The following is a 17,914-nucleotide window of genomic DNA, read 5'->3' as shown; positions in this document are numbered from 1 at the left end:
CGGTGACGGCGTCGAAAAAGGCCGCTGGAACAGGGGTAATGCCCAGACCGTTGACCTATGGTTAGACCCGTGCAAGACCTCGCCGAGCCCGCTCCCCGCCTCCGTAGCCCGATTCGCGGCGACATAGCTGGAGCCGGTATCGCCACCGTACTGCTCGCCACAGCGTTCCTGGTCCCGCGCATTGCCAGCGAACAATGGCGTTCAAAACTCTATGCGGGTGCCGCGCCGATTTTCGGTAACTGGCTGCCCCATGCCGGATGGGGCACCGTGCCCGCCGTTGTCGTCGCGGCGCTCGTGATCACCTGGGGCCCGGCGCTGGCAGAGCGTCTGCCATGGCGGCGGCTGTTGGCGACGGCCTGGGGCGTCGCGGTCGCATGGGCATTCTCGTTGGCCATGGTCGACGGCTGGCAACGCGGGTTCGCCGGGCGACTCACCGATTCCAACGAATACCTGCACGAGGTCGGTGGCGTCACCGATATCCCCGGCATGCTGCGTGAATTCTCCGGTCGCATTCTCGACTTCCAGCCGGATTCGTGGACCACGCATGTCGCCGGGCACCCGCCGGGCGCGCTGCTGTTCTTCGTGCTGCTGGACCGCCTCGGCCTCGGCGGCGGTGCGTGGGCGGGGTTGGCCTGCATGGTGATCGGCTGTAGTGTCGCCGTCGCCGTCGCCGTCGCATTGCGGGCACTGGGCGCCGAGGATCGTGCACGGGCCGCGTTGCCCTTCCTGGTACTCGCTCCCGCGGCGCTGTGGATCGCGGTCTCGGCGGACGCGATCTTCGCCGGCGTCACCGCGTGGGCGGTCGCGTTGCTCGCCATCGCGGTGCGGCCGGGCGGCAGTCCGGTGGCGGGCGTGAGCGCCGGGGTCTTGTTCGGCTTCGGTATCCATCTCAGCTACGGCCTGGTGCTGATGGCCATACCCGCTGTGGCCGTGTTTCTTTCGAGCCGGACGGCTCGGCCGCTGCTACCCGCCGCCGCGGGTGCGCTCGCCGTCGCGGCAGCCTTCACCCTCGCCGGATTCTGGTGGCTCGATGGCTATCACCTGGTGGTCGAGCGGTACTACCAGGGCATTGCTGCCGAGCGGTCCTATGCCTACTGGTGGTGGGGCAATCTCGCCGCGACCGTGTGCGCGGTCGGCTTGGCGACGTGCGCCGCAGCCCACCGTGCGGTGGCCTGGACCCGGCTGCGTGCGCTCGAACCGACGTCGTTGCTCGTGGCAGCAGGCCTGTGCGCCATCCTCGTCGCCGATATCAGCGGGCTGAGCAAAGCCGAAACCGAGCGCATCTGGCTACCGTTCGATCTGTGGCTGCTGGTCGCGACCGCCTTCCTGCCCCGGTCCTCGGCGCGAGCCTGGCTCGCGGTGCAGGCTCTCGGCGCCATGCTGGTTGTCCATCTGATCCTGACCAACTGGTGATATCCATGAGCATTCTCATCGCGGACGACGACCCGGTGGTGCGGGAGGTGGTGCGGCGCTACCTCGAGCGCGACGGTCTGACGGTGCGGGAAACTGCCGACGGGCCTGCGACTTTGGCTGCGCTCGCCGATCCAGGCGATCCGGTCCAACTGGCGGTGCTCGACGTCATGATGCCCGCTCCGGACGGCATCGAGATCTGCCGGGCGATCAGGTCGGGCCCGCAGCCGGACATGCCGGTCATCCTGCTGACGGCGCTCGGTGACGAGGACGACAGGGTCCTCGGACTGGAGGCCGGAGCCGACGACTACGTCACCAAGCCGTTCAGTCCGCGCGAGCTCGCGCTGCGTGTCGCGTCGGTGCTGCGGCGCGCCCAGGTGGTGCGCGACCACAGCCATCCGGTATTGCGGGACGGAGCGGTCGAAGTGCGTCCGGCCAATCGCCTGGCACTGGTGAACGGGTCGCCGGTGGAACTGACACCGCGGGAATTCGATCTGCTGGTCTTCCTTCTGCAGCATCCACACCAGGTATTCAGCCGGGAGACGCTGCTGTCCCGGGTCTGGGGCTGGGATTTCGGTGACCTGTCCACGGTCACTGTGCATATCAAACGGCTGCGCGGCAAGCTCGGCGACCAGCACCGCATCGAAACGGTGTGGGGGCGAGGGTATGCCTGGGCGCGCAGCGAGGCAGGGAACGGAGGCAGCGATGCCTGAGGACAGCCTGCAGATCGTCGGCTACGCGCTGGCCTGCTCGATACCGGTGGTGCTGATCGGCGTGATCATTCTGCGCGCCACCAGCAACCGCTCGCTGACCACCAGCATGGCCGTGCTGGTCGTGATTCCCACGCTCGCCACGCTGGCGGGCATCGTCGGGGTCAGCGGGCTGATGTTCACCCATGAATTCCAGCGAAACGCCCTCGTATTGGCGGTGGTCGCGGCGGTAACGGTGCCGGCTGGTGTTCTGCTCGGGCGTGAGCAGGCGCAAAAGACAGTCTGGGAGAAGGAAATCCGCGAGCAGGAGCGCGCCGCGGAGCGTTCTCGCCGTGAGCTCGTGGCCTGGGTCAGCCACGATCTGCGGACGCCGCTGGCCGGTATCCGCGCGATGGCCGAAGCGCTGTCGGATGGTGTCGTGACCGGCGCGGCCGATGTGACGCGTTATGCCGAGCAGATCGGCTGCGAAACCGATCGGCTCTCGCGGATGGTGGACGACCTGTTCGAGATGTCGAAGATCAATGCGGGAGCGCTGCGGCTGGAGCTCGAGCCGGTGGATCTGCGCGAGGTGATCGATGAGGTGCTCGCCGCCAACCATCCGACGGCCGAGCGGGCGCAGGTGGCGTTGCGCGCCGAGCAGCCGGCCGCTCGAATCGTGGTCACGGCCAGCGACCAGGCGCTTGGACGGGTGCTGACCAATCTGGTCTCCAATGCCATCGCGCATACACCGCCGGGTGGAGAGGTCGCGATCTCCGCGGGTATCTCCGAGGGGCAGGCGTGGGCTCGGGTGGACGACACCGGCCCAGGGATCTCCGCCGAGGATCTGCCGCGCGTCTTCGACGTCGCGTACCGCGGGACGGCCGCTCGTTCGCCGGTGGCGGAGGGCGGGGTGCCCGTCGGCAGCGGTATGGGGTTGGCGATCGCGGCGGGACTGGTCGAGGCGCATCGCGGAGACATCACCGCCCAGAACCGAGAGCGAGGTTGCCGGTTCGAGGTTCGGTTGCCGCTCACCGACAACTGACCGCAGTTCAGCAAGAACTATTCGCAGCGCTACACCGCGGGCGCGCCGACCCCCGCGGCGGACCGTAGCGGTGCGAATGCGAACTCGGTCAGACCTTTGATGGGATCCACCTGTGCCGCGAATCCTATGGCGTGCTTCGCGCGGTCCGGGTTCGCGACGATATGCCGCACGTCGCCGGGCCGGTAACGTCCGGTCACCACGGGCAGCGGTCCGCCCCGCGCGGCCGCCAGCGTCTCGGCGACCTCACCGATGGTGATCGGCTGCCCGGAGGAGACATTCAGCGGCGTGAATCCGGCCAGCGGCTGCTCGATGGCGGCGAGGTTCGCGGCGGCGATATCGGTGACGTGCACGAAATCCCGTACTTGCTTGCCGTCTTCGAACACCTGTGGCGGCTGCCCGGCCGCCAAGGCGGAGCGAAAGATCGCCGCGACCCCCGAATAGGGCGTGTCCTTCGGCATATCGTCGCCGTAGACATTGTGGTAGCGCAGCGCGGTCACGCTGGATCCGGTCGCCGATGCCCATGCGGCCGCGAAGTTCTCCTGGGCCAGCTTGCTGGCCGCGTAAAGGCTTCGCGGACGCAGTAGGGAATCCTCGCCGACCGGAGACCACGACAGGATCTCACCGGTGTCCGGATCGCGGTGCTCGAAGACGCCGTTGTCGAGATCCTCGGCACGGCGAACGCCGACTTCGACCGGGCCGCAGCGTCCGCCCTGGTAGCGACCTTCGCCATAGACCACCATCGACGATGCCAGCACCAGCCGCCGGCATCCGGCACGCTCCATCGCGGCCAGCAGCACGGCGGTCCCGTAGTCGTTGTGACTGGCGTAGGCGGGCCCGTCCTGCGCGCTCACACCAGCACCGACCACTGCCGCTTGATGACAGACGACGTCGATCCCGCAGAGCGCACCGTTCAACGCCTCGCCGTCGCGGACATCCAGTCGCCGCACGTCATCCGGAGTCCGCGCCGCATAGCCATGGGCGGCGGACAGCATCAGATCCACCGCGAGGACCTCATGACCCGCGGCGGTCAGCGCACGGTGGACATGGGACCCGATGAACCCGGCGGCGCCGGTCAACAGCACGCGGCTCACGACTGCGCCTCGCTGGCGCTCGGCTCCGTCGTGCGCCGCTGCGCGCTGCGTGTTCGATTCGCTCGCTGACGCTCGCTCACGAGGGGAGATTTGGGCATGCCCCGATCGTGCCGGACCGGAACCCCAGGTGACACCATCCACACCGCGCGGTCATACTTTCGTCACCACGGTGCCCCTCGAGCGCGACCGACCTGTCGGGGTGACACACCGGCTCGGCCCTGGTCTTTCCGTTCCATCTCATGAACGACATGCGCTGAACCCATCGGCTTGCGCACTCGATGTTCAGCGTGCTGGTCATGGCCTGATCTCGCTCAGCGCTCGGCTTGTTCGAGTTCGGGCGATGCCGCCTTGCCGCGGAACGAGAAAAGTGAGAAAAGGGAGGGGCCGCCGCGGAAGCACCACAGCGCGATGACCGGGTCGCAGATCGCGCAGCCCAGAGACGAGTCGTGCCAGAACGGGACGATGGGGTTGCCCTTGAAATGGTGCAGGAGGTCCACGGCGGTGTGCACGAGCCACGCGATGCCGATGAAAGTCCACGATTGCAGTCCGCGATAGGCGCAATATGTGACGATGGCGGCGAACAGGAATTCCCAGCCGCCGAGTCCGCCGCCGCTGAGGTAAGCGGCGCCCGCACCGGCAACCATGATGGCGTTGAAGTGGCGTCGGTGTGGCTCGCGAATCGCTGACATCACCAGCGCGTACAGGATGCCGATCAGGATCGGCGCGATGTAATTCATAGAAACCGAAGCTATCCGGCCGTCTCACCGCCTCCCAGTGGCATTAACGCCACATTCCAACTGGAACTCGCCAACCCGGCGGCACGTGCGCACACGGGGTTCTTGTGCGTAAACGCGGCCGTGGTGGCAGTCACAGCGTGATTGAGGGTGGCGGGGCCGGGTATGCGGCGGGTGTCAGCCGATAAGTGAATGGGAGGTATGTGATGCCGGAGCATCAGAGCGGACCTCGGGAAGCTGTCGAAGGTGTCGTCGAGGACATCAAGGGCAAGACGAAGGAGGCTGCGGGCGTCGTTACCGGCGACGAAGACCTTAAGAAGGAAGGTCGCGCGCAGCAGGACAAGGCCGAATCCGAGCGGGACGCGGCGCGGAAGGAAGCCGAGGCCGAGAAGGCCCGTGCGGAAGCCGATGTCGACGAGGCGCGGCAGAGCGCGTTCGAGAGCGGCAAGAACGCCTAGCTGCTGGCGCGAGATCCGATGCGGCGGTAGGGCAGAACAGCCCGTTCCCGGTGTGTGGCAATGTGCCGCCGCCGGGTCGCCGCATCTCTGGGTGAGGAACCGCCTCGTGCGCACGGAATTGGCCGCGGCGTAATCGCCCTACGCGAGAGACTCCTTCGGCAGGCGTCACGGCGTGATCAGCCAGGCTGCGGAGAGCCGGACGAAACCCGATGTCCGGCAGAGGAAGTGGTCGCTCGAGCGCGGCCGACAAGCGTATTCGACGTGACCGGCCGTCGGCTGGTAAGGACGATCAGCAATTGCTCGGCGCGGGCATACCGCGGAAGCGGGCATCGAGCCACCCGAGCGCCGACGGCACGCCCAGTACTGCGGTGGACAAATGATCCGGGCTGGGCAGCATTTCGTATTGGAGCCGGACTCCGGCGGCGCAATACCGCCGTATCGTGCTGTCCATCGACGCCACCGGGACCAGTGCGTCATTCACCGCGCGCCACTGGAAGACCGGGGTGGTAGGGATGCCGTCGTAGAGTTCCAGGCTGTTCTCCTCGAGCACCGCGAGTGCCCGTTCGTCGTCGACGAGCGAAACCGAGGTGGCGACGTCGACGACGCTTCGCCCCGCGCCCGCCAGCAGGATTTCGTTGGTGCAACTGTTGGCGATCCGGTCGCGGACCGCCATGCCGAACGAGTTCAGGTGGTCACTGATCGGCAATCGTGCCGGGTACTCCCGTTCCAGGCCGATCGCGGCCGCGAAGGCGAGGCCGAACGCCGCGTGTCGCGTGTAACCGAGGCCCTCGATCATCTCGACGAGGTTCATCGGCACCCCACCGGCGGCGGCGCCGACAAGAGGCAGGTCCGGTGCGTAGGTCGGCGCCAGCGCGGCAGCCCAAGCGGTCGCCATGCCGCCGCCGGAGTAGCCGAGCATGGCCACCGGACTGTCGGCCAGCCCCAGTTCCGCTACCCGTCGCGCGGCGCGGATGCCGTCGAGGGTGATCGTGCCGCCGAGTTTCGCGGCGCCATAGGCGCTGGTCGGGCCGAGGTGGTCGGGCAGAGCCACCGACCAGCCGCGCAGCAGCACCGCGTTGAGCGCGGGTGCTTCGCGGACCGCCAGGTTGGGGTCGTTGGTGTAGAGCACGCGGGACACCGCGCACTGGGTGCCGAGGCCGTTGATGATGTGCTGATAGGACAGCAGCGGTCCGCCCTGAGTGTGATTCGGCGGTGTCAGCACCGTAGTCGTGGCTGCGATCGGCCTGCCCGTGGAATTGCTGGAGCGGAACTTGATCATCGTGACGGTCGCGCCGGGAAACGTGAGCAGTCCTGGCATCGACCGGACGGCGAGGACCTCGCCCGGCGCGGCGGCGTCCAGGTCCGCGGGCGCGGCGTAGAACGGATCAGGATCGGGCGCCGGAAAGATCGGCTGCGCGGTGGCCGACGGCGCGAGCGCGAACAGCACGGCCGCGGCGGTGGCGATACCTGATCGAAGCATGGTGTTCGTCGACTCCCCTTCATCACTACGTGCTTTCCGGGACGGTGGCGCTGAAGTCGAATGCTCCGAATGCCGATCGCTCCGACCGGTGCCCGGACCTGGTCACTGTAGGGGACGAGCGGAAAAAGCCGAGGTAGCCGCGCCGGTCGACCGCGGCTGGACACGCCTCGCCACCGGAGAGGAAGCCCGGCCGGACGAATGGTCCTGGCAACCAGAAGTTTTCAGCTGTCGAAGCTCTTGTGCGGAATGCCCACGGTCAGGCCGCCGTCGATGACGAACTCGGCTCCGGTGGAGTACGACGATTCGTCGCAGGCCAGGAACGTCACCAGCGCGGAGACCTCGGCCGGTTCGGCGGCGCGGCCGAGTGGGATCTGCAGGAAGTCGGCGGGGATGTTCTCGGTCATCGGGGTCCGGATCAGGCCGGGGTGCACCGAGTTCACCCGGATGTTGTACTGCGCCAACTCGAGTGCGGTGGACTTGGTGAGCCCGCGCACGGCGAACTTGGTGGCCGTGTAGCCGTGCAGGCCCGGACTGCCGCGCATGCCCTCGACGGAGGAGATGTTGATGATCGAGCCGCCGCCCGCCTCGATCATGGCCGGCGTCGCGGCTTGCATGCCGAGGAACGTGCCGGTCAGGTTGATGTCGATGATCCGCTGCCATTCGGCCAGTTCGAACGCGACGAGCAGGTTGCCGTTCGCGATGCCGGCGTTGTTCACCAGCACGCTCAACGACCCGAACCGACCCACCGCCTCGGCGACGGCTTTGCGCCAGTCGTCGGGTTCGCGCACGTCGAGGTGGACGTAGACGGCCTTGTCGCCCAGTTCCTCGGCGACCGCGGCGCCCTCGTCGTCGAGCACATCGCCCAGCACCACGCGCGCGTCCTCGGCGACCAGTGCCCTGGCGTGCGCCGCGCCCATGCCGCGCGCCGCGCCGCTGATCAACGCCACTTTGCCGGTCAATCGCCCCATCCGCGGTACCTCCGTCTCTCGAACCTTGTCTGAAACACGTTACAGATTGCGCCGCCTGTCCGGCGCACCGTGCGACGGTAGCCCAGCCCACCGGCCGGAACTTTCGGTGCGAGCGCGGCTGGTCCGGCCTAGGGTTCGTCGAATGAGCGAACCGACTACCTTCACAATGGAAACGCTGCGGACCGCGACAGGCGCCGAGTTGGGCGTGAGTGGCTGGATCGAGCTCGATCAGCAGCGTATCGACGCCTTCGCCGAGGCGACCGAGGATCGTCAGTGGATCCATGTCGACCCGGAGCGGGCCGCCGCGGGGCCGTACGGCACCACCATCGCGCACGGCTATCTCACGTTGTCGCTGCTACCGCCGATCATCGGGCAGATCTTCCGGATCGCCGACGCGGCCGCTCGAATCAATTACGGCGTGAACAAAGTCCGTTTCCCTGCGCCGGTTCCCTCGGGTTCTCGCATTCGAGGCCGGGCGCGGATCGCGAGTGTGGAGGAGGTGTCCGGCGGCTTACAGGTGAGTCTCGCGGTGACCGTCGAGCGCGAAGGCGGCGACAAACCGGTGTGCGTCGCGGAGACGGTCGTGCGCCTCCTGGCGTGACCGCCGTGCGGTAGCGCCGTCCGCTGGTGCTGTCGATCGAATGTGCCATGCTGGTGTGGAACGTGTTCTAATCTTTGCCCTCGGGAGGTGCCGTGACGGATTCGAACCGAGGTGTTGCGCGCTCCGGTGGACGTCTCCGGGTGCCGGACATCGCCGAGGTGCCCGGTGGTCGCCTGGTCGAGCTTCCGGGGCGGGGACGAACCTATGTGGTGGACATCCCAGGGCCGGAGCGCGCGCCGGCCCTGGTGCTGCTGCACGCCACGGCGTGCACGGCCTATCTCACCTGGTTCCCGGCGCTGGCGGCGCTGGCCGAGCGGTATCGGGTGATCCTGTTCGACCAGCGTTGGCATGGGCGCGGCATCCGTACCGAGCGGTTCAGGCTGGCGGACTGTGCCGACGACGTGGCTGCCGTCCTCGACGCGCTACACGTGGACCGTGCCATGTGTGCGGGATTCTCGTTGGGCGGCATGGTGAGCCTGCTCGCCGGACATCGAAACCCTGGCCGTTTGAGCGGTCTCGTTCTCTGCGCGACGCCCTACCGATTCCAGGAAACGTGGCGAGAGAAGGCCTTTCATCGAACCTTCGGCGCCATCGCCGCCGCGGTCGGCCCATATTCCTACCGGCGCGCCGAGAAGCTGGCGGGCCGCCTGCCGGAGCTTCCTGAGCTCACCTGGACACCGGGACGACTGGATCGCTGGGCGCTCGCGGAATTCCGCAGCACCAGCGGTTGGGCGCTGACCCAGGTGGTCGCGGAGGTCGGTCGCTTCGACGCGACCGCATGGCTGTCGAGCTTGACCATGCCGACGGCGGTGGTGGTCACCACGCGTGACCGGGCGATTCCGGTCTCTCGGCAGCTGGAGCTGGCGACCATGCTTCCCGCGGCGAGCATGCACCTGGTCGAGGCCGGGCACGCGTCCTGCGTGCTCGAGGCCGACCGTTTCGTGCCCGTGTTGCTCGAAGCCTGCGAGGCGGTCGCCGCGAAGATCTGACTCGGCCGAACGACATTCGGCGGAAGCGGCCCTGTCCGGCGGCGGTGGCGAACAGGGCGGGCGGGACCTGGCGATCAGATCGAGGTCCGTGCCGCGGAGAGCAGTTCGGCGACCACCGCGGGGACGGCGTCGGCCAGCTCCGCGATGTCGGGCACCAGTTCCTTGCAGGCGATGAAGCCGAAATCGAGTTTGTCGTTGTTCGACAGCACGGTCGCGGTCAGCCCGGCGCCGTGGAACACCGGCCCGAATGGGTACATCCCGTCCACGCGTATGCCGAGGAAGTACAGCGGCATCGGGGGGCCCGGCACGTTCGACACCACCAGGTTGTGCACCACCGGGTGCATCTCGGCCAGTTTCAGCGATGAGTACATTCGCGACGCGAGCCGGAAGGCGTTCGGCGGAGCATATTGCGACCAGTCCTGCAGGAAGTCCGCGCCGATCAGCTCGTGTTCTTCTTTCGCCCCGCGATTGGCCTCGGCTACCTCGTGCAAGCGCTGCACCGGATCGGCTATATCGGTGCCGAGCCGCGCGAACAGCGTGGATACCTTGTTGATGCCTGCGGTATGCCGCGTCGACTCGTGCACGGACACCGGGACGGACGCGATGAGCGAGCGATCCGGAAGTTCGTCGTGCTGTTCCAGGTAAGCGCGCAGGGCGCCGGCCACGATGGTCAGCAGCACGTCGTTGACTTTGACCCCGAACGCCGAGCGGATCTCCTTGACGGCGTCGAGCTCGGCCTCGGTGAACGCGACGGCGCGATGCGGGGTGATGGCGAGGTTGAACGGCGTGCGCGGAGCGGAGAACGGTATCGCCATGCCGGTCTTGTTCTTTCGACGGCGCTGTGCGAAACCGGCCACCACGCCGACAGTTTTCGGCACCATACCGAGAATCCCCGCTTTGGTGGGTAACTTCACCACCGCCTCCGCCAGCAGCTGCCAGTCGCTCGGTTTCCGTTCGGGGTGCCACTGCTGGTCGGGCACCGGCTTGGTGGCGCCCGGTTCCAGATCGCACAGATGCATCATCAGATTGGCGCCCGTGATGCCGTCCACGGCGGCGTGGTGGTATTTGCAGATCACCGCCACCTTGCCGTCGTCGAGGCCCTCTACCACGGACATCTCCCAGAGCGGGCGGTCGCGGTCCATGGTGCGGCCGGCGATGTCCCCGACCAGCTCGGCGAGTTCGCGGCGTCCGGCCGGCGCGGCGATCGCGATCCGGCGGACGTGGTAGTCGAGGTCGAAATTCTCGTCCTCGACCCAGACGGGATGGTCGAGGTTGAACGGCACCTCGTATACGCGGCGGCGCATCTGCGGGATCAGCGGGAGTCGTCTACCCAGTTCGGCTTTGAATTCGTCGAATGAGTAGTTCGCCGAGGACGGGTCAAGGAGCAGCAGCGCGCAGACGTGGAGGTGCTGGGTCTCGGTCTCCAGGTAGAGGAAGCTGGCATCCAATCCGGTCAATCGTTCCATAGCGAAAGACTACTAGAACGCGTTCTAAATATGCAGCGCAAAGCGTGGTTGCTGCGAGGTTGTCATCCGCACAGCGGGGCGGGTGGATTTGTGTGTTACCGAAGGTTCTACGTATGTGTATGATCGTTTCTACGAAGGCGTAGGAACGGTGCGCCGGCGTGGACGAGTGAGGATCGAGGGGTACCGATGAAGCTACTTCGCAGGGCTGGGCGACGTCCGGACACCGACCCGGGCCCGGTCGCACTGCATGCCCGCAACGTGCGGTTCGACTGGTCCGGCGCGCCGCTGCACTGGATGCCCGCCGAGCCCATCGCGTCGCACCTGATCAACTCACTGAACCTGCTGCTGCCGGAGGGCGAGCGGATGTTCTGCGCCGCCTACGCCGAGGCACTGCCGCACGTGCGAGACGAGAAGCTGCGCGAGGCGATGCTCGGCTTCATCGGTCAGGAGTCGATGCACGCCGAGACCCACGACAGAGTGCTGCACGAGGTGCTGGCCGCCCACGGCATCGATCCCGAGCCCTACCTTCGGCAGGCCGAATATCTGTTCCGCCGGACACTCGGGCCCCGGGATCTCGACGGCGTCGCGCGACGGCAAGTCCTGGTCGAGCGGCTGGCCTTCATCGCCTGCCTGGAGCACTTCTTCGCCTATCTCGGCGACTGGGTGCTCAATGCGGATCTGGAGCGGTTCGGCGCCGAGCCGCGCATGGCGGATCTGTTCCGCTGGCACGGCGCCGAGGAGGTCGAGCATCGGCATGTCGCGCACGACGTGGCGGTGTATTTCGGCGCCGGCTACCTGCGGCGGGCGGGACTGATGACGCTCGTGTTCCCGATCTTCCTCACTTTGGTGTTGCGCGGCACCAAGTTCCTGGTCCACCAGGACCCTGAACTGCCCGATCTGGGCTATCCGCGCTTGCTGGCGCGGGTCTTCGGCGCGATGTGGCGCGGTGCGCTGCCCGGCGTGCCCTCGCTGCTGTGGAGTGCGCTGAGCACCTTCAAGCCCGGCTACAACCCGGAATCGGTCGGCTCAACGGCGCAGGCGGTGGCTTACCTGGCCAAGTCCCCAGCCGCCCAGGCGATCGCCTCGTGAGTCTGCGGCCCGTTCCCGATCACCTGCCCGCGGACCTGTTCGGCAAGCGTGATCGCGACCGCACGGTGCGGGTGCTCGACGCGGTGGCCTCCGCGCGGCTGCGTTGGACCACGCTGGTCAACCGGCGCGATCCGCGTGGAAAGGTCGACGACCATCGCCTCGCCGTGGTCGTGACCGAGCGGCGGATCGAGGCGCACGATCAGGACGTGGTGAGCCTGCGGCTGGCCGCCGCCGACGGCAGCGTGCTGCCGCCGTGGCGGCCCGGCGCCCATCTGGACCTCGAGTTGCCCTCCGGCAGGCTGCGGCAGTACTCGCTGTGCGGCGATCAGGCGGACACCCGCGCCTACCGGATCGCGGTGCGCCGCATTCCCGGGGGCGGCGGTGGCTCGGTGGAGGTGCACGACGCCCTGCCGGTCGGGTCGTCGATCGTGGTACGCGGTCCGCGCAACGCGTTCCCTTTCGCCGTGCCCGGCCGCGGTTCTCCGGCTGCGCGTTTGCATTTCGTCGCGGGCGGGATCGGGATCACGCCGATCCTTCCGATGGCCAGGCTGGCGCGCCGTCTCGGGATCGAATGGTCGATGGTGTATACCGGCCGCAGCCGCGACACCCTGCCGTTCCTTGACGAGATCGCCGGATTCGGCGACCGCGTCGTCGTGCGCACCGACGACGAACAGGGGCTCCCCGACGCCGCCGCCCTGCTGCCCGGCGTCGGGCCCGACACCGCGGTCTACTGCTGCGGGCCGGTGCCGATGATCACGCTGATCGCCGACGCCGTGCGCGAAATGCCGTACGTAGAACTGCATTCGGAGCGTTTCTCGCCGCCGCCGATCGTGAACGGCAGGCCGTTCGAGATCGAATTCGCCTCCACCGGAGAGGTCGTCGAGGTCGCCGCGGACCGGTCCGCACTCGACGCCATCCTGGGTACCCGGCCCGACCGTCCGTACTCGTGCAGGCAGGGCTTCTGCCGCACCTGCAAGGTCCGCGTGCTCGCGGGCGAACCGGACCATCGCGACAGCGTGCTCACCGACGCCGAACACGAGGCGGGCGAGATGCTCGTCTGCGTGTCCCGTGCCGATGGTGGGCGACTCGTGCTCGATCTGTGACCCGACCTGGAGACCCGATGACCACCACCGAAACGCCGGAGCACCCGGCAGCCGAGCGCACCGTGCGCAGCGGCGAATTCGACCTCGCCGTCTACGAATACGGCGATCCGAACGCGGAAACCGTTGTGCTGGTGCACGGCTGGCCCGACACGCACCACCTCTGGGACGCGGTCACGCCGCTGCTGGCGCGCCGGTTCCACGTCGTCGCCTACGACACCCGAGGGCACGGACGCTCCACGCGCACTCGGCGTACGGCGGACTTCCGGCTGGATCGGCTGGCCGCGGACTTCTATGCCGTCGCTGACGCGGTCAGCCCGGACCGGCCCGTACATGTGCTCGCCCACGACTGGGGCTCGGTGCAAGTATGGGAAGCGGTGTGCGAGCCGCGCGCCGCCGCCCGGGTCGCGTCGTTCACTTCTGTGTCGGGGCCGAACCTCGACCATGTGGGCAAGTGGATCCGCGCCCGGCTGTCGCGTCCGACGCCGCGCAACGTGTGGCAGCCGTTCACGCAGCTGCTGTCGTCGGCTTACACGTTCTTCTTCATGACACCCGCGCTGCCACGCGTCGCCTTCGGCCTGATCGGCACCGAACGTTTCTGGCGGCGGGTCGTCTCGATCATGAACGAGACCGCGCCGTCGAACGTGCGCCTCGGCCCGACCTTCCGCGCGGACCTGGTCGACGGCCTGCTGATCTACCGGGCGAACATCGTGCCGCGCATGCTGGCCCCGCGTGATCGGCACACCGAGGTGCCGGTGCAATTGATCGTCGCCGGACGCGATGTCGCGGTCCGGCCCGCCGGATACGACGACGAACACGCGTGGTCCAAGCGGCTCTGGCGGCGGGATGTGCCCGCCGGGCACTGGATGCCGTTCTCGCATCCGGAACTGCTGGCCACCGCGACCACTGAACTGATCGACGCGTTGCAGGGTGCGCCGATGCCCCGTGCGCTACGTCGCGCCGAAGTCGGCCGCGACGCACGGTCGTTCGAAGATCAGCTGGTGGTGATCACCGGCGGCGGGAGCGGTATCGGCCGCGAGACCGCGCTGTCCCTGGCCCGCCGCGGCGCGGAAATCGTGCTCTCGGATATCGATCTCGCGGCGGCGAAGGAAACCGCCCAGCTGATCGCCGCTGAGCACGGTGTGGCGCATGCCTATCCGCTCGATGTCGCCGACGAGTCCGCGATGCAGGCGCACGCCGCGATGGTGCTGGAGGCGCACGGTGTTCCCGACATCCTGATCAACAACGCCGGAATCGGCCAAGCCGGTGGGTTCTTCGAGACACCGTCAGCCGAGTTCGACCGTGTGCTGCGGATCAATCTCGGCGGCGTGGTGAACGGCTGTCGCGCCTTCGGCCCCGCGATGGCCGAGCGCGGACTCGGTGGGCACATCGTGAACCTGTCCAGCATGGCGGCCTACAGCCCGCAGCAGGGCTTCAGCGCCTACGCGACCAGCAAATCGGCGGTGTTCATGTTCTCCGACTGCCTGCGTGCCGAGCTGGCCGGGCGCGGGATCTCGGTGCACACCATCTGCCCGGGCATCGTGCACACCAATATCGTGGCGCGCACACAGTTTTCGGGTGTCAGCGCGGAGGAGGAGAAGCGCAAACAGGAGCGGTACGACAACCTCTACCGGATGCGGCGCTATGGACCGCAGAAGGTGGCCGAGCAGATCGTGCGCGCGGTGCAGCGGAACCGCAGCATCGTGCCGGTGACGCCGGAAGCGCACGTGCAGTATCACGTCGGGCGGTTCGCACCCGCCGTCGTCCGGTTCCTGGCCGCACGGGTGAAGCTGACCTGAGGTCAGGAGGCGACCGTCCGGGCGAGTTCGGCCTCGATCGCTTCCACGCGCTCGGCCTCGATACCCCACGGGTGCTCGACGCCGACCCGGCGATCCAGATCCCACAGCACGCATTCCTCGTCCGGAGCCGCCGCGAACGACCACGCCACCACGGTGCGGCCGAGCTGCTCGGCCATGGTTCCGTGCGACTCGTCCGGTGGTCCGGCGCCTTCCGGGAAGTGGTGCAGGAAGCGGCCGTAGGCCCGCGCGCAGAAGTCCGCGTAGCGCTTCGTGCACAAGATGAAACCGTGCCACGCCTCGTCGACCGCGTGCGACGGCATGCCGATCACCTGGTCGTCGCGCAGGGCCGCGCCACAGCAGAGCAGCCACTGCCGTAATCCCTTGTCCACCAGTTCCCGCGGTTGCCAGGGGCAGGTCTTGTATACGGCGTCGGGCAGTTCCAGCGCGTCGACGGCGGTGCGGACGGCTGTCAGGTCGATCTCGCGGGACCTGCGGAAGCTGAAGGACAGCACAGTTCACTGTACGTGCGGGCCGGTGGACGGCTACCGTTTGCACATGAGCGGTCAGACCCGGGGGCGGCAGCCGACCGGGAATACGGAGGGCCCCGCTCGTGCCGGAAAGGACACAGTATGAGCGCACTCATCCTTCTTTTCGTTCTTTTGATGCTGCTGCTCCTCGTGGCGGTCCCGATCATCGTGGTGCTCGTCGTCCTGCGCTCGCAACGCAACCGGCGTTTGCCGCCACCGAATTGGGGCGGCGGATACCACCACAGTGGATCCACCGATCCGTTCTGGGCCGCGGGTGGCGCCGGTCTGATCGGTGGGCACGATCCTGGCCAGCCGAATGGCGGTGGCTGGGATTCGCACGGCAGTAGCTGCGGCGGCGGAAACAGCGGTAGTTGCGGCGGGGGGAGTAGTTCCAGCTGTGGTGGCGGGAGTAGTTCCAGCTGTGGCGGCGGCGGTGGTGGAAGCAGCTGCGGCGGCGGGTCCTGACCCGATGATTTGACCTCAACTACACTTCAGGTTCCATGCTGTAGTCGTTCACGAAAGCAAGGAACGATGGAGGTTGTGTCATGCGGGCTGTGCAGGCCAGTGCGTTCGGTGGACCGGAAGTGCTCGCGGTGCGCGAACTACCGGACCCGGTAGCCGGACCGGGGGAGGTGGTGGTCGACGTGGCGGCCGCCGATGTGATGTTCCTGGACACGCGGTTGCGTGGCGGCTGGGGGACGGACTTCTTCGCGATCGAGCCCCCGTACGTGCCCGGCGGCGCGGTCAGCGGCGTGGTGGCATCGGTAGGCCCTGACGTCGATCCGGCCTGGGTGGGCAAGCGGGTGTCCACCCCGACCGCGGCCAGCGGCATCGGCGGCGGCGTACCGATCGGCGGATACGCCGAGAAAGCGCTGGCCAAGGCGGAAACCTTGGTCGCGATTCCGGAGGGGCTGACCATGACGCAGGCCGTCGCGCTCGCGCACGACGGCAGGACCGCGCTCGCGGTGTTCGATCGCGCCGCTGTCCGGTCCGGGGAATGGGTCTTGATCACCGCTGCGGGCGGTGGGTTGGGTATCTTGCTGATCCAGCTCGCCCGTGCGGCGGGCGCGAACGTCGTCGCCGCCGCGCGGGGCGTCGCGAAACTCGAGCTCGCCGGGCGGCTCGGCGCGAACGCCGTGGTCGACTACTCCGCGCCCGACTGGGCGGCGAAGGCGCGCGCCGCGACCGGGGGAGCCGGCGTCGACGTAGTGCTCGACGGCGCGGGCGGCGCGCTCGGCGAGGCCGCGATCACGGCCGCGGCGGATGGCGGGCGCTTCCTCGGATACGGTGCTGCCGCAGGTGAATTCGCGTCGTTGGACGGGGAGGCGGCGGCGCGTGGTATCACCGTCTACGGTCTGTTCGATATCACCGGCGCCACCACCGATTGGCAGGCGCTCGCGCAGCGCGCCCAAGCCGAGGTCGCCGCCGGGCGCTTGGAGGTCGTCATCGGGCAGACGTTCCCGCTCGAACAAGCCGATCGAGCGCATGCCGCCATCGAGTCCAGGGCTGCCGTAGGACGGACTTTGTTAACGGTGTGAACAATCCTCCCAATCTGGACAATTGAGGTAGTGCGCAGGACCGGCGACGGCGCTAGGGTGCCGGGGTGGAAACTCTGCTCATCGTCGGTATCGTCATCGTGGTGCTCGGCTTCGTCGTCGCAGTCGTGCACTTTGCCAGTCGGCCGCCGAAAGAAGCCGAGGCATGGGACCGCGACGACAACGAAGACTACGAGGACGACTGGGACGAGGATTACCGCAACGACCGACCCCGCTGAACCGACGGGGTCGGTCGCCCCGGGTCAACCGGCCGGGGTCAGCACCACCACCGCGATGGGCCGCTTCGTCAGCTTTTGATAGGCGCTGTAGCGACCCTGATTCACCTTGTCGACGATCGCCCAACGCCGGGCGTAATCGGGATCGTCCGGCAATGCCGGCCGCGCCCGCACCGTCAGTTTCCGTCGCCCCACCTGGATCTCACACTCCGGCCGCGCCTTCAGATTCGCCAGCCATCCCGGCGGCCGCGGCGATCCGCCGTTGGACGCCGTCACCAAATAGTCCTCGCCGTCGCGCGCGTACGTCAGCGCCGAGGTCCGCTCCTTGCCGCTCTTACGTCCGACGGTCCGCAGCAGTAACGTCGGATTCCCCAGCAGCAGCCGATGCCCCACCAGCCCGCCGCTGTTCTCGTACACCCACTGATGCGCCGTCAATATCTTCGTGAACAGACCGGCCATACCTGACCCTCCAGTAAGTTTCCGACACCCCACCCTAAGCCACCGCCATCCGACTGGTCCCCAACCCGCCCGACCCGGTAGCATCCCCAACGCATCGCGGATTCCCGCGGCACGGGGCGGTAGCTCAGTCGGTTAGAGCCGTGGACTCATAATCCATTGGTCGCGGGTTCGAGCCCCGCCCGCCCCACAAACGGCCTCTGAGCTGCGGAAACTCTGAAATCGACAGCCGAGTTGATCCAGA

18 protein-coding genes and 1 tRNA gene are annotated in these 17,914 nt (G+C 67.8%); 12 read left to right on the top strand and 7 right to left on the bottom strand.

Going from position 1 to position 17,914, the window contains the following annotated elements; genetic code table 11:
• Positions 1-57: 57 nt before the first annotated feature.
• From OHA40_RS07345 to OHA40_RS07335, 3 genes are read left to right on the top strand one after another with little or no spacing between them, the layout of a single operon-like run.
• Positions 58-1,413 (top strand): hypothetical protein, encoded by a 1,356-nt coding sequence (locus OHA40_RS07345; protein ID WP_330232314.1) that lies wholly within the window; start codon positions 58-60, stop codon positions 1,411-1,413.
• A gap of 5 nt (positions 1,414-1,418) precedes the next feature.
• Positions 1,419-2,123 carry a response regulator transcription factor gene (locus tag OHA40_RS07340; protein WP_330232313.1) on the top strand — a complete coding sequence of 235 codons (705 nt, stop codon included), beginning with the start codon at positions 1,419-1,421 and terminating at the stop codon, positions 2,121-2,123.
• The gene (locus OHA40_RS07335) at positions 2,116-3,141 is read left to right on the top strand and encodes a sensor histidine kinase (RefSeq protein ID WP_330232312.1); all 1,026 of its coding nucleotides are present in this window, start codon (positions 2,116-2,118) and stop codon (positions 3,139-3,141) included. The genes OHA40_RS07340 and OHA40_RS07335 overlap by 8 nt, the downstream gene beginning before the upstream one ends.
• 29 nt (positions 3,142-3,170) lie before the next feature.
• Here the strand turns inward: OHA40_RS07335 and OHA40_RS07330 are convergent, their stop codons facing one another.
• Together OHA40_RS07330 and OHA40_RS07325 are read right to left on the bottom strand one after the other, a co-directional pair.
• On the bottom strand, positions 3,171-4,232 hold the full coding sequence (locus OHA40_RS07330) for an NAD-dependent epimerase/dehydratase family protein (RefSeq protein WP_330232311.1): 1,062 nt from the start codon (positions 4,230-4,232) through the stop codon (positions 3,171-3,173).
• A gap of 311 nt (positions 4,233-4,543) precedes the next feature.
• Positions 4,544-4,969 carry a DUF6010 family protein gene (locus tag OHA40_RS07325; protein ID WP_330232310.1) on the bottom strand — a complete coding sequence of 142 codons (426 nt, stop codon included), beginning with the start codon at positions 4,967-4,969 and terminating at the stop codon, positions 4,544-4,546.
• Positions 4,970-5,172: 203 nt separating this feature from the next.
• On the opposite strand from OHA40_RS07325, the gene mbp1 reads away from it, so the two are divergent.
• Positions 5,173-5,424: a microaggregate-binding protein 1 gene (gene mbp1, locus OHA40_RS07320; protein WP_330232309.1), complete on the top strand. Its 252-nt coding sequence runs from the start codon at positions 5,173-5,175 to the stop codon at positions 5,422-5,424.
• A 289-nt stretch (positions 5,425-5,713) separates the two neighbouring features.
• Here the strand turns inward: mbp1 and OHA40_RS07315 are convergent, their stop codons facing one another.
• Both OHA40_RS07315 and OHA40_RS07310 read right to left on the bottom strand, forming a co-directional pair.
• The gene (locus tag OHA40_RS07315) at positions 5,714-6,904 is read right to left on the bottom strand and encodes a lipase family protein (RefSeq protein ID WP_330232308.1); all 1,191 of its coding nucleotides are present in this window, start codon (positions 6,902-6,904) and stop codon (positions 5,714-5,716) included.
• Between the two features lie 221 nt (positions 6,905-7,125).
• Entirely contained in the window at positions 7,126-7,872 is a 747-nt protein-coding gene (locus tag OHA40_RS07310; RefSeq protein WP_330232307.1) for a glucose 1-dehydrogenase, read from the bottom strand.
• Between the two features lie 142 nt (positions 7,873-8,014).
• Between OHA40_RS07310 and OHA40_RS07305 the strand changes: the two genes are divergently transcribed.
• Both OHA40_RS07305 and OHA40_RS07300 read left to right on the top strand, forming a co-directional pair.
• Positions 8,015-8,473 (top strand): MaoC family dehydratase, encoded by a 459-nt coding sequence (locus OHA40_RS07305; protein WP_330232306.1) that lies wholly within the window; start codon positions 8,015-8,017, stop codon positions 8,471-8,473.
• A 92-nt stretch (positions 8,474-8,565) separates the two neighbouring features.
• Positions 8,566-9,462 (top strand): alpha/beta fold hydrolase, encoded by an 897-nt coding sequence (locus tag OHA40_RS07300; protein WP_330232305.1) that lies wholly within the window; start codon positions 8,566-8,568, stop codon positions 9,460-9,462.
• Between the two features lie 74 nt (positions 9,463-9,536).
• On the opposite strand, the gene OHA40_RS07295 is transcribed toward OHA40_RS07300, so the two are convergent.
• Entirely contained in the window at positions 9,537-10,928 is a 1,392-nt protein-coding gene (locus tag OHA40_RS07295; protein ID WP_330232304.1) for a WS/DGAT/MGAT family O-acyltransferase, read from the bottom strand.
• A gap of 186 nt (positions 10,929-11,114) precedes the next feature.
• Here OHA40_RS07295 and OHA40_RS07290 point away from each other — a divergent pair, with 186 nt between their 5' ends.
• The 3 genes from OHA40_RS07290 to OHA40_RS07280 are packed head-to-tail and all read left to right on the top strand — an operon-like array spanning position 11,115 to position 14,916.
• On the top strand, positions 11,115-12,017 hold the full coding sequence (locus tag OHA40_RS07290) for a metal-dependent hydrolase (protein WP_330232303.1): 903 nt from the start codon (positions 11,115-11,117) through the stop codon (positions 12,015-12,017).
• Entirely contained in the window at positions 12,014-13,120 is a 1,107-nt protein-coding gene (locus tag OHA40_RS07285; RefSeq protein ID WP_330232302.1) for a PDR/VanB family oxidoreductase, read from the top strand. Before OHA40_RS07290 ends, OHA40_RS07285 begins: the two co-directional genes overlap by 4 nt.
• A gap of 17 nt (positions 13,121-13,137) precedes the next feature.
• Complete coding sequence (locus tag OHA40_RS07280; RefSeq protein WP_330232301.1) at positions 13,138-14,916, top strand: SDR family oxidoreductase; 1,779 nt, start codon at positions 13,138-13,140, stop codon at positions 14,914-14,916.
• Positions 14,917-14,918: 2 nt separating this feature from the next.
• Here the strand turns inward: OHA40_RS07280 and OHA40_RS07275 are convergent, their stop codons facing one another.
• Positions 14,919-15,428, bottom strand: a complete 510-nt coding sequence (locus OHA40_RS07275; protein ID WP_330232300.1) for a hypothetical protein — start codon at positions 15,426-15,428, stop codon at positions 14,919-14,921.
• Between the two features lie 560 nt (positions 15,429-15,988).
• Between OHA40_RS07275 and OHA40_RS07270 the strand changes: the two genes are divergently transcribed.
• Positions 15,989-16,981 (top strand): zinc-binding dehydrogenase, encoded by a 993-nt coding sequence (locus tag OHA40_RS07270; protein ID WP_330232299.1) that lies wholly within the window; start codon positions 15,989-15,991, stop codon positions 16,979-16,981.
• 65 nt (positions 16,982-17,046) lie between these two features.
• Positions 17,047-17,217: a hypothetical protein gene (locus OHA40_RS07265; RefSeq protein ID WP_330232298.1), complete on the top strand. Its 171-nt coding sequence runs from the start codon at positions 17,047-17,049 to the stop codon at positions 17,215-17,217.
• Between the two features lie 24 nt (positions 17,218-17,241).
• Here OHA40_RS07265 and OHA40_RS07260 read toward each other — a convergent pair whose 3' ends face one another.
• Positions 17,242-17,673 carry a nitroreductase/quinone reductase family protein gene (locus tag OHA40_RS07260; protein ID WP_330232297.1) on the bottom strand — a complete coding sequence of 144 codons (432 nt, stop codon included), beginning with the start codon at positions 17,671-17,673 and terminating at the stop codon, positions 17,242-17,244.
• 113 nt (positions 17,674-17,786) lie between these two features.
• Here OHA40_RS07260 and OHA40_RS07255 point away from each other — a divergent pair.
• Positions 17,787-17,860, top strand: a tRNA-Ile gene (locus OHA40_RS07255).
• Positions 17,861-17,914: the final 54 nt, after the last annotated feature.

Source organism: Nocardia sp. NBC_00508, assembly GCF_036346875.1.
In the GTDB taxonomy this organism is placed as follows: domain Bacteria; phylum Actinomycetota; class Actinomycetes; order Mycobacteriales; family Mycobacteriaceae; genus Nocardia.
This window is presented reverse-complemented; position numbering and strand designations above follow the sequence as displayed.

Excerpts from the sequence above, each read along its gene's own strand:
- OHA40_RS07345 (WP_330232314.1), top strand. The coding sequence starts at position 58 with ATGGTTAGACCCGTGCAAGACCTCGCCGAGCCCGCTCCCCGCCTCCGT.
- OHA40_RS07340 (WP_330232313.1), top strand. The coding sequence starts at position 1,419 with ATGAGCATTCTCATCGCGGACGACGACCCGGTGGTGCGGGAGGTGGTG.
- OHA40_RS07335 (WP_330232312.1), top strand. The coding sequence starts at position 2,116 with ATGCCTGAGGACAGCCTGCAGATCGTCGGCTACGCGCTGGCCTGCTCG.
- OHA40_RS07325 (WP_330232310.1), bottom strand. The coding sequence starts at position 4,969 with ATGAATTACATCGCGCCGATCCTGATCGGCATCCTGTACGCGCTGGTG.
- mbp1 (WP_330232309.1), top strand. The coding sequence starts at position 5,173 with ATGCCGGAGCATCAGAGCGGACCTCGGGAAGCTGTCGAAGGTGTCGTC.
- OHA40_RS07315 (WP_330232308.1), bottom strand. The coding sequence starts at position 6,904 with ATGCTTCGATCAGGTATCGCCACCGCCGCGGCCGTGCTGTTCGCGCTC.
- OHA40_RS07310 (WP_330232307.1), bottom strand. The coding sequence starts at position 7,872 with ATGGGGCGATTGACCGGCAAAGTGGCGTTGATCAGCGGCGCGGCGCGC.
- OHA40_RS07305 (WP_330232306.1), top strand. The coding sequence starts at position 8,015 with ATGAGCGAACCGACTACCTTCACAATGGAAACGCTGCGGACCGCGACA.
- OHA40_RS07295 (WP_330232304.1), bottom strand. The coding sequence starts at position 10,928 with ATGGAACGATTGACCGGATTGGATGCCAGCTTCCTCTACCTGGAGACC.
- OHA40_RS07290 (WP_330232303.1), top strand. The coding sequence starts at position 11,115 with ATGAAGCTACTTCGCAGGGCTGGGCGACGTCCGGACACCGACCCGGGC.
- OHA40_RS07280 (WP_330232301.1), top strand. The coding sequence starts at position 13,138 with ATGACCACCACCGAAACGCCGGAGCACCCGGCAGCCGAGCGCACCGTG.
- OHA40_RS07270 (WP_330232299.1), top strand. The coding sequence starts at position 15,989 with ATGCGGGCTGTGCAGGCCAGTGCGTTCGGTGGACCGGAAGTGCTCGCG.
- OHA40_RS07260 (WP_330232297.1), bottom strand. The coding sequence starts at position 17,673 with ATGGCCGGTCTGTTCACGAAGATATTGACGGCGCATCAGTGGGTGTAC.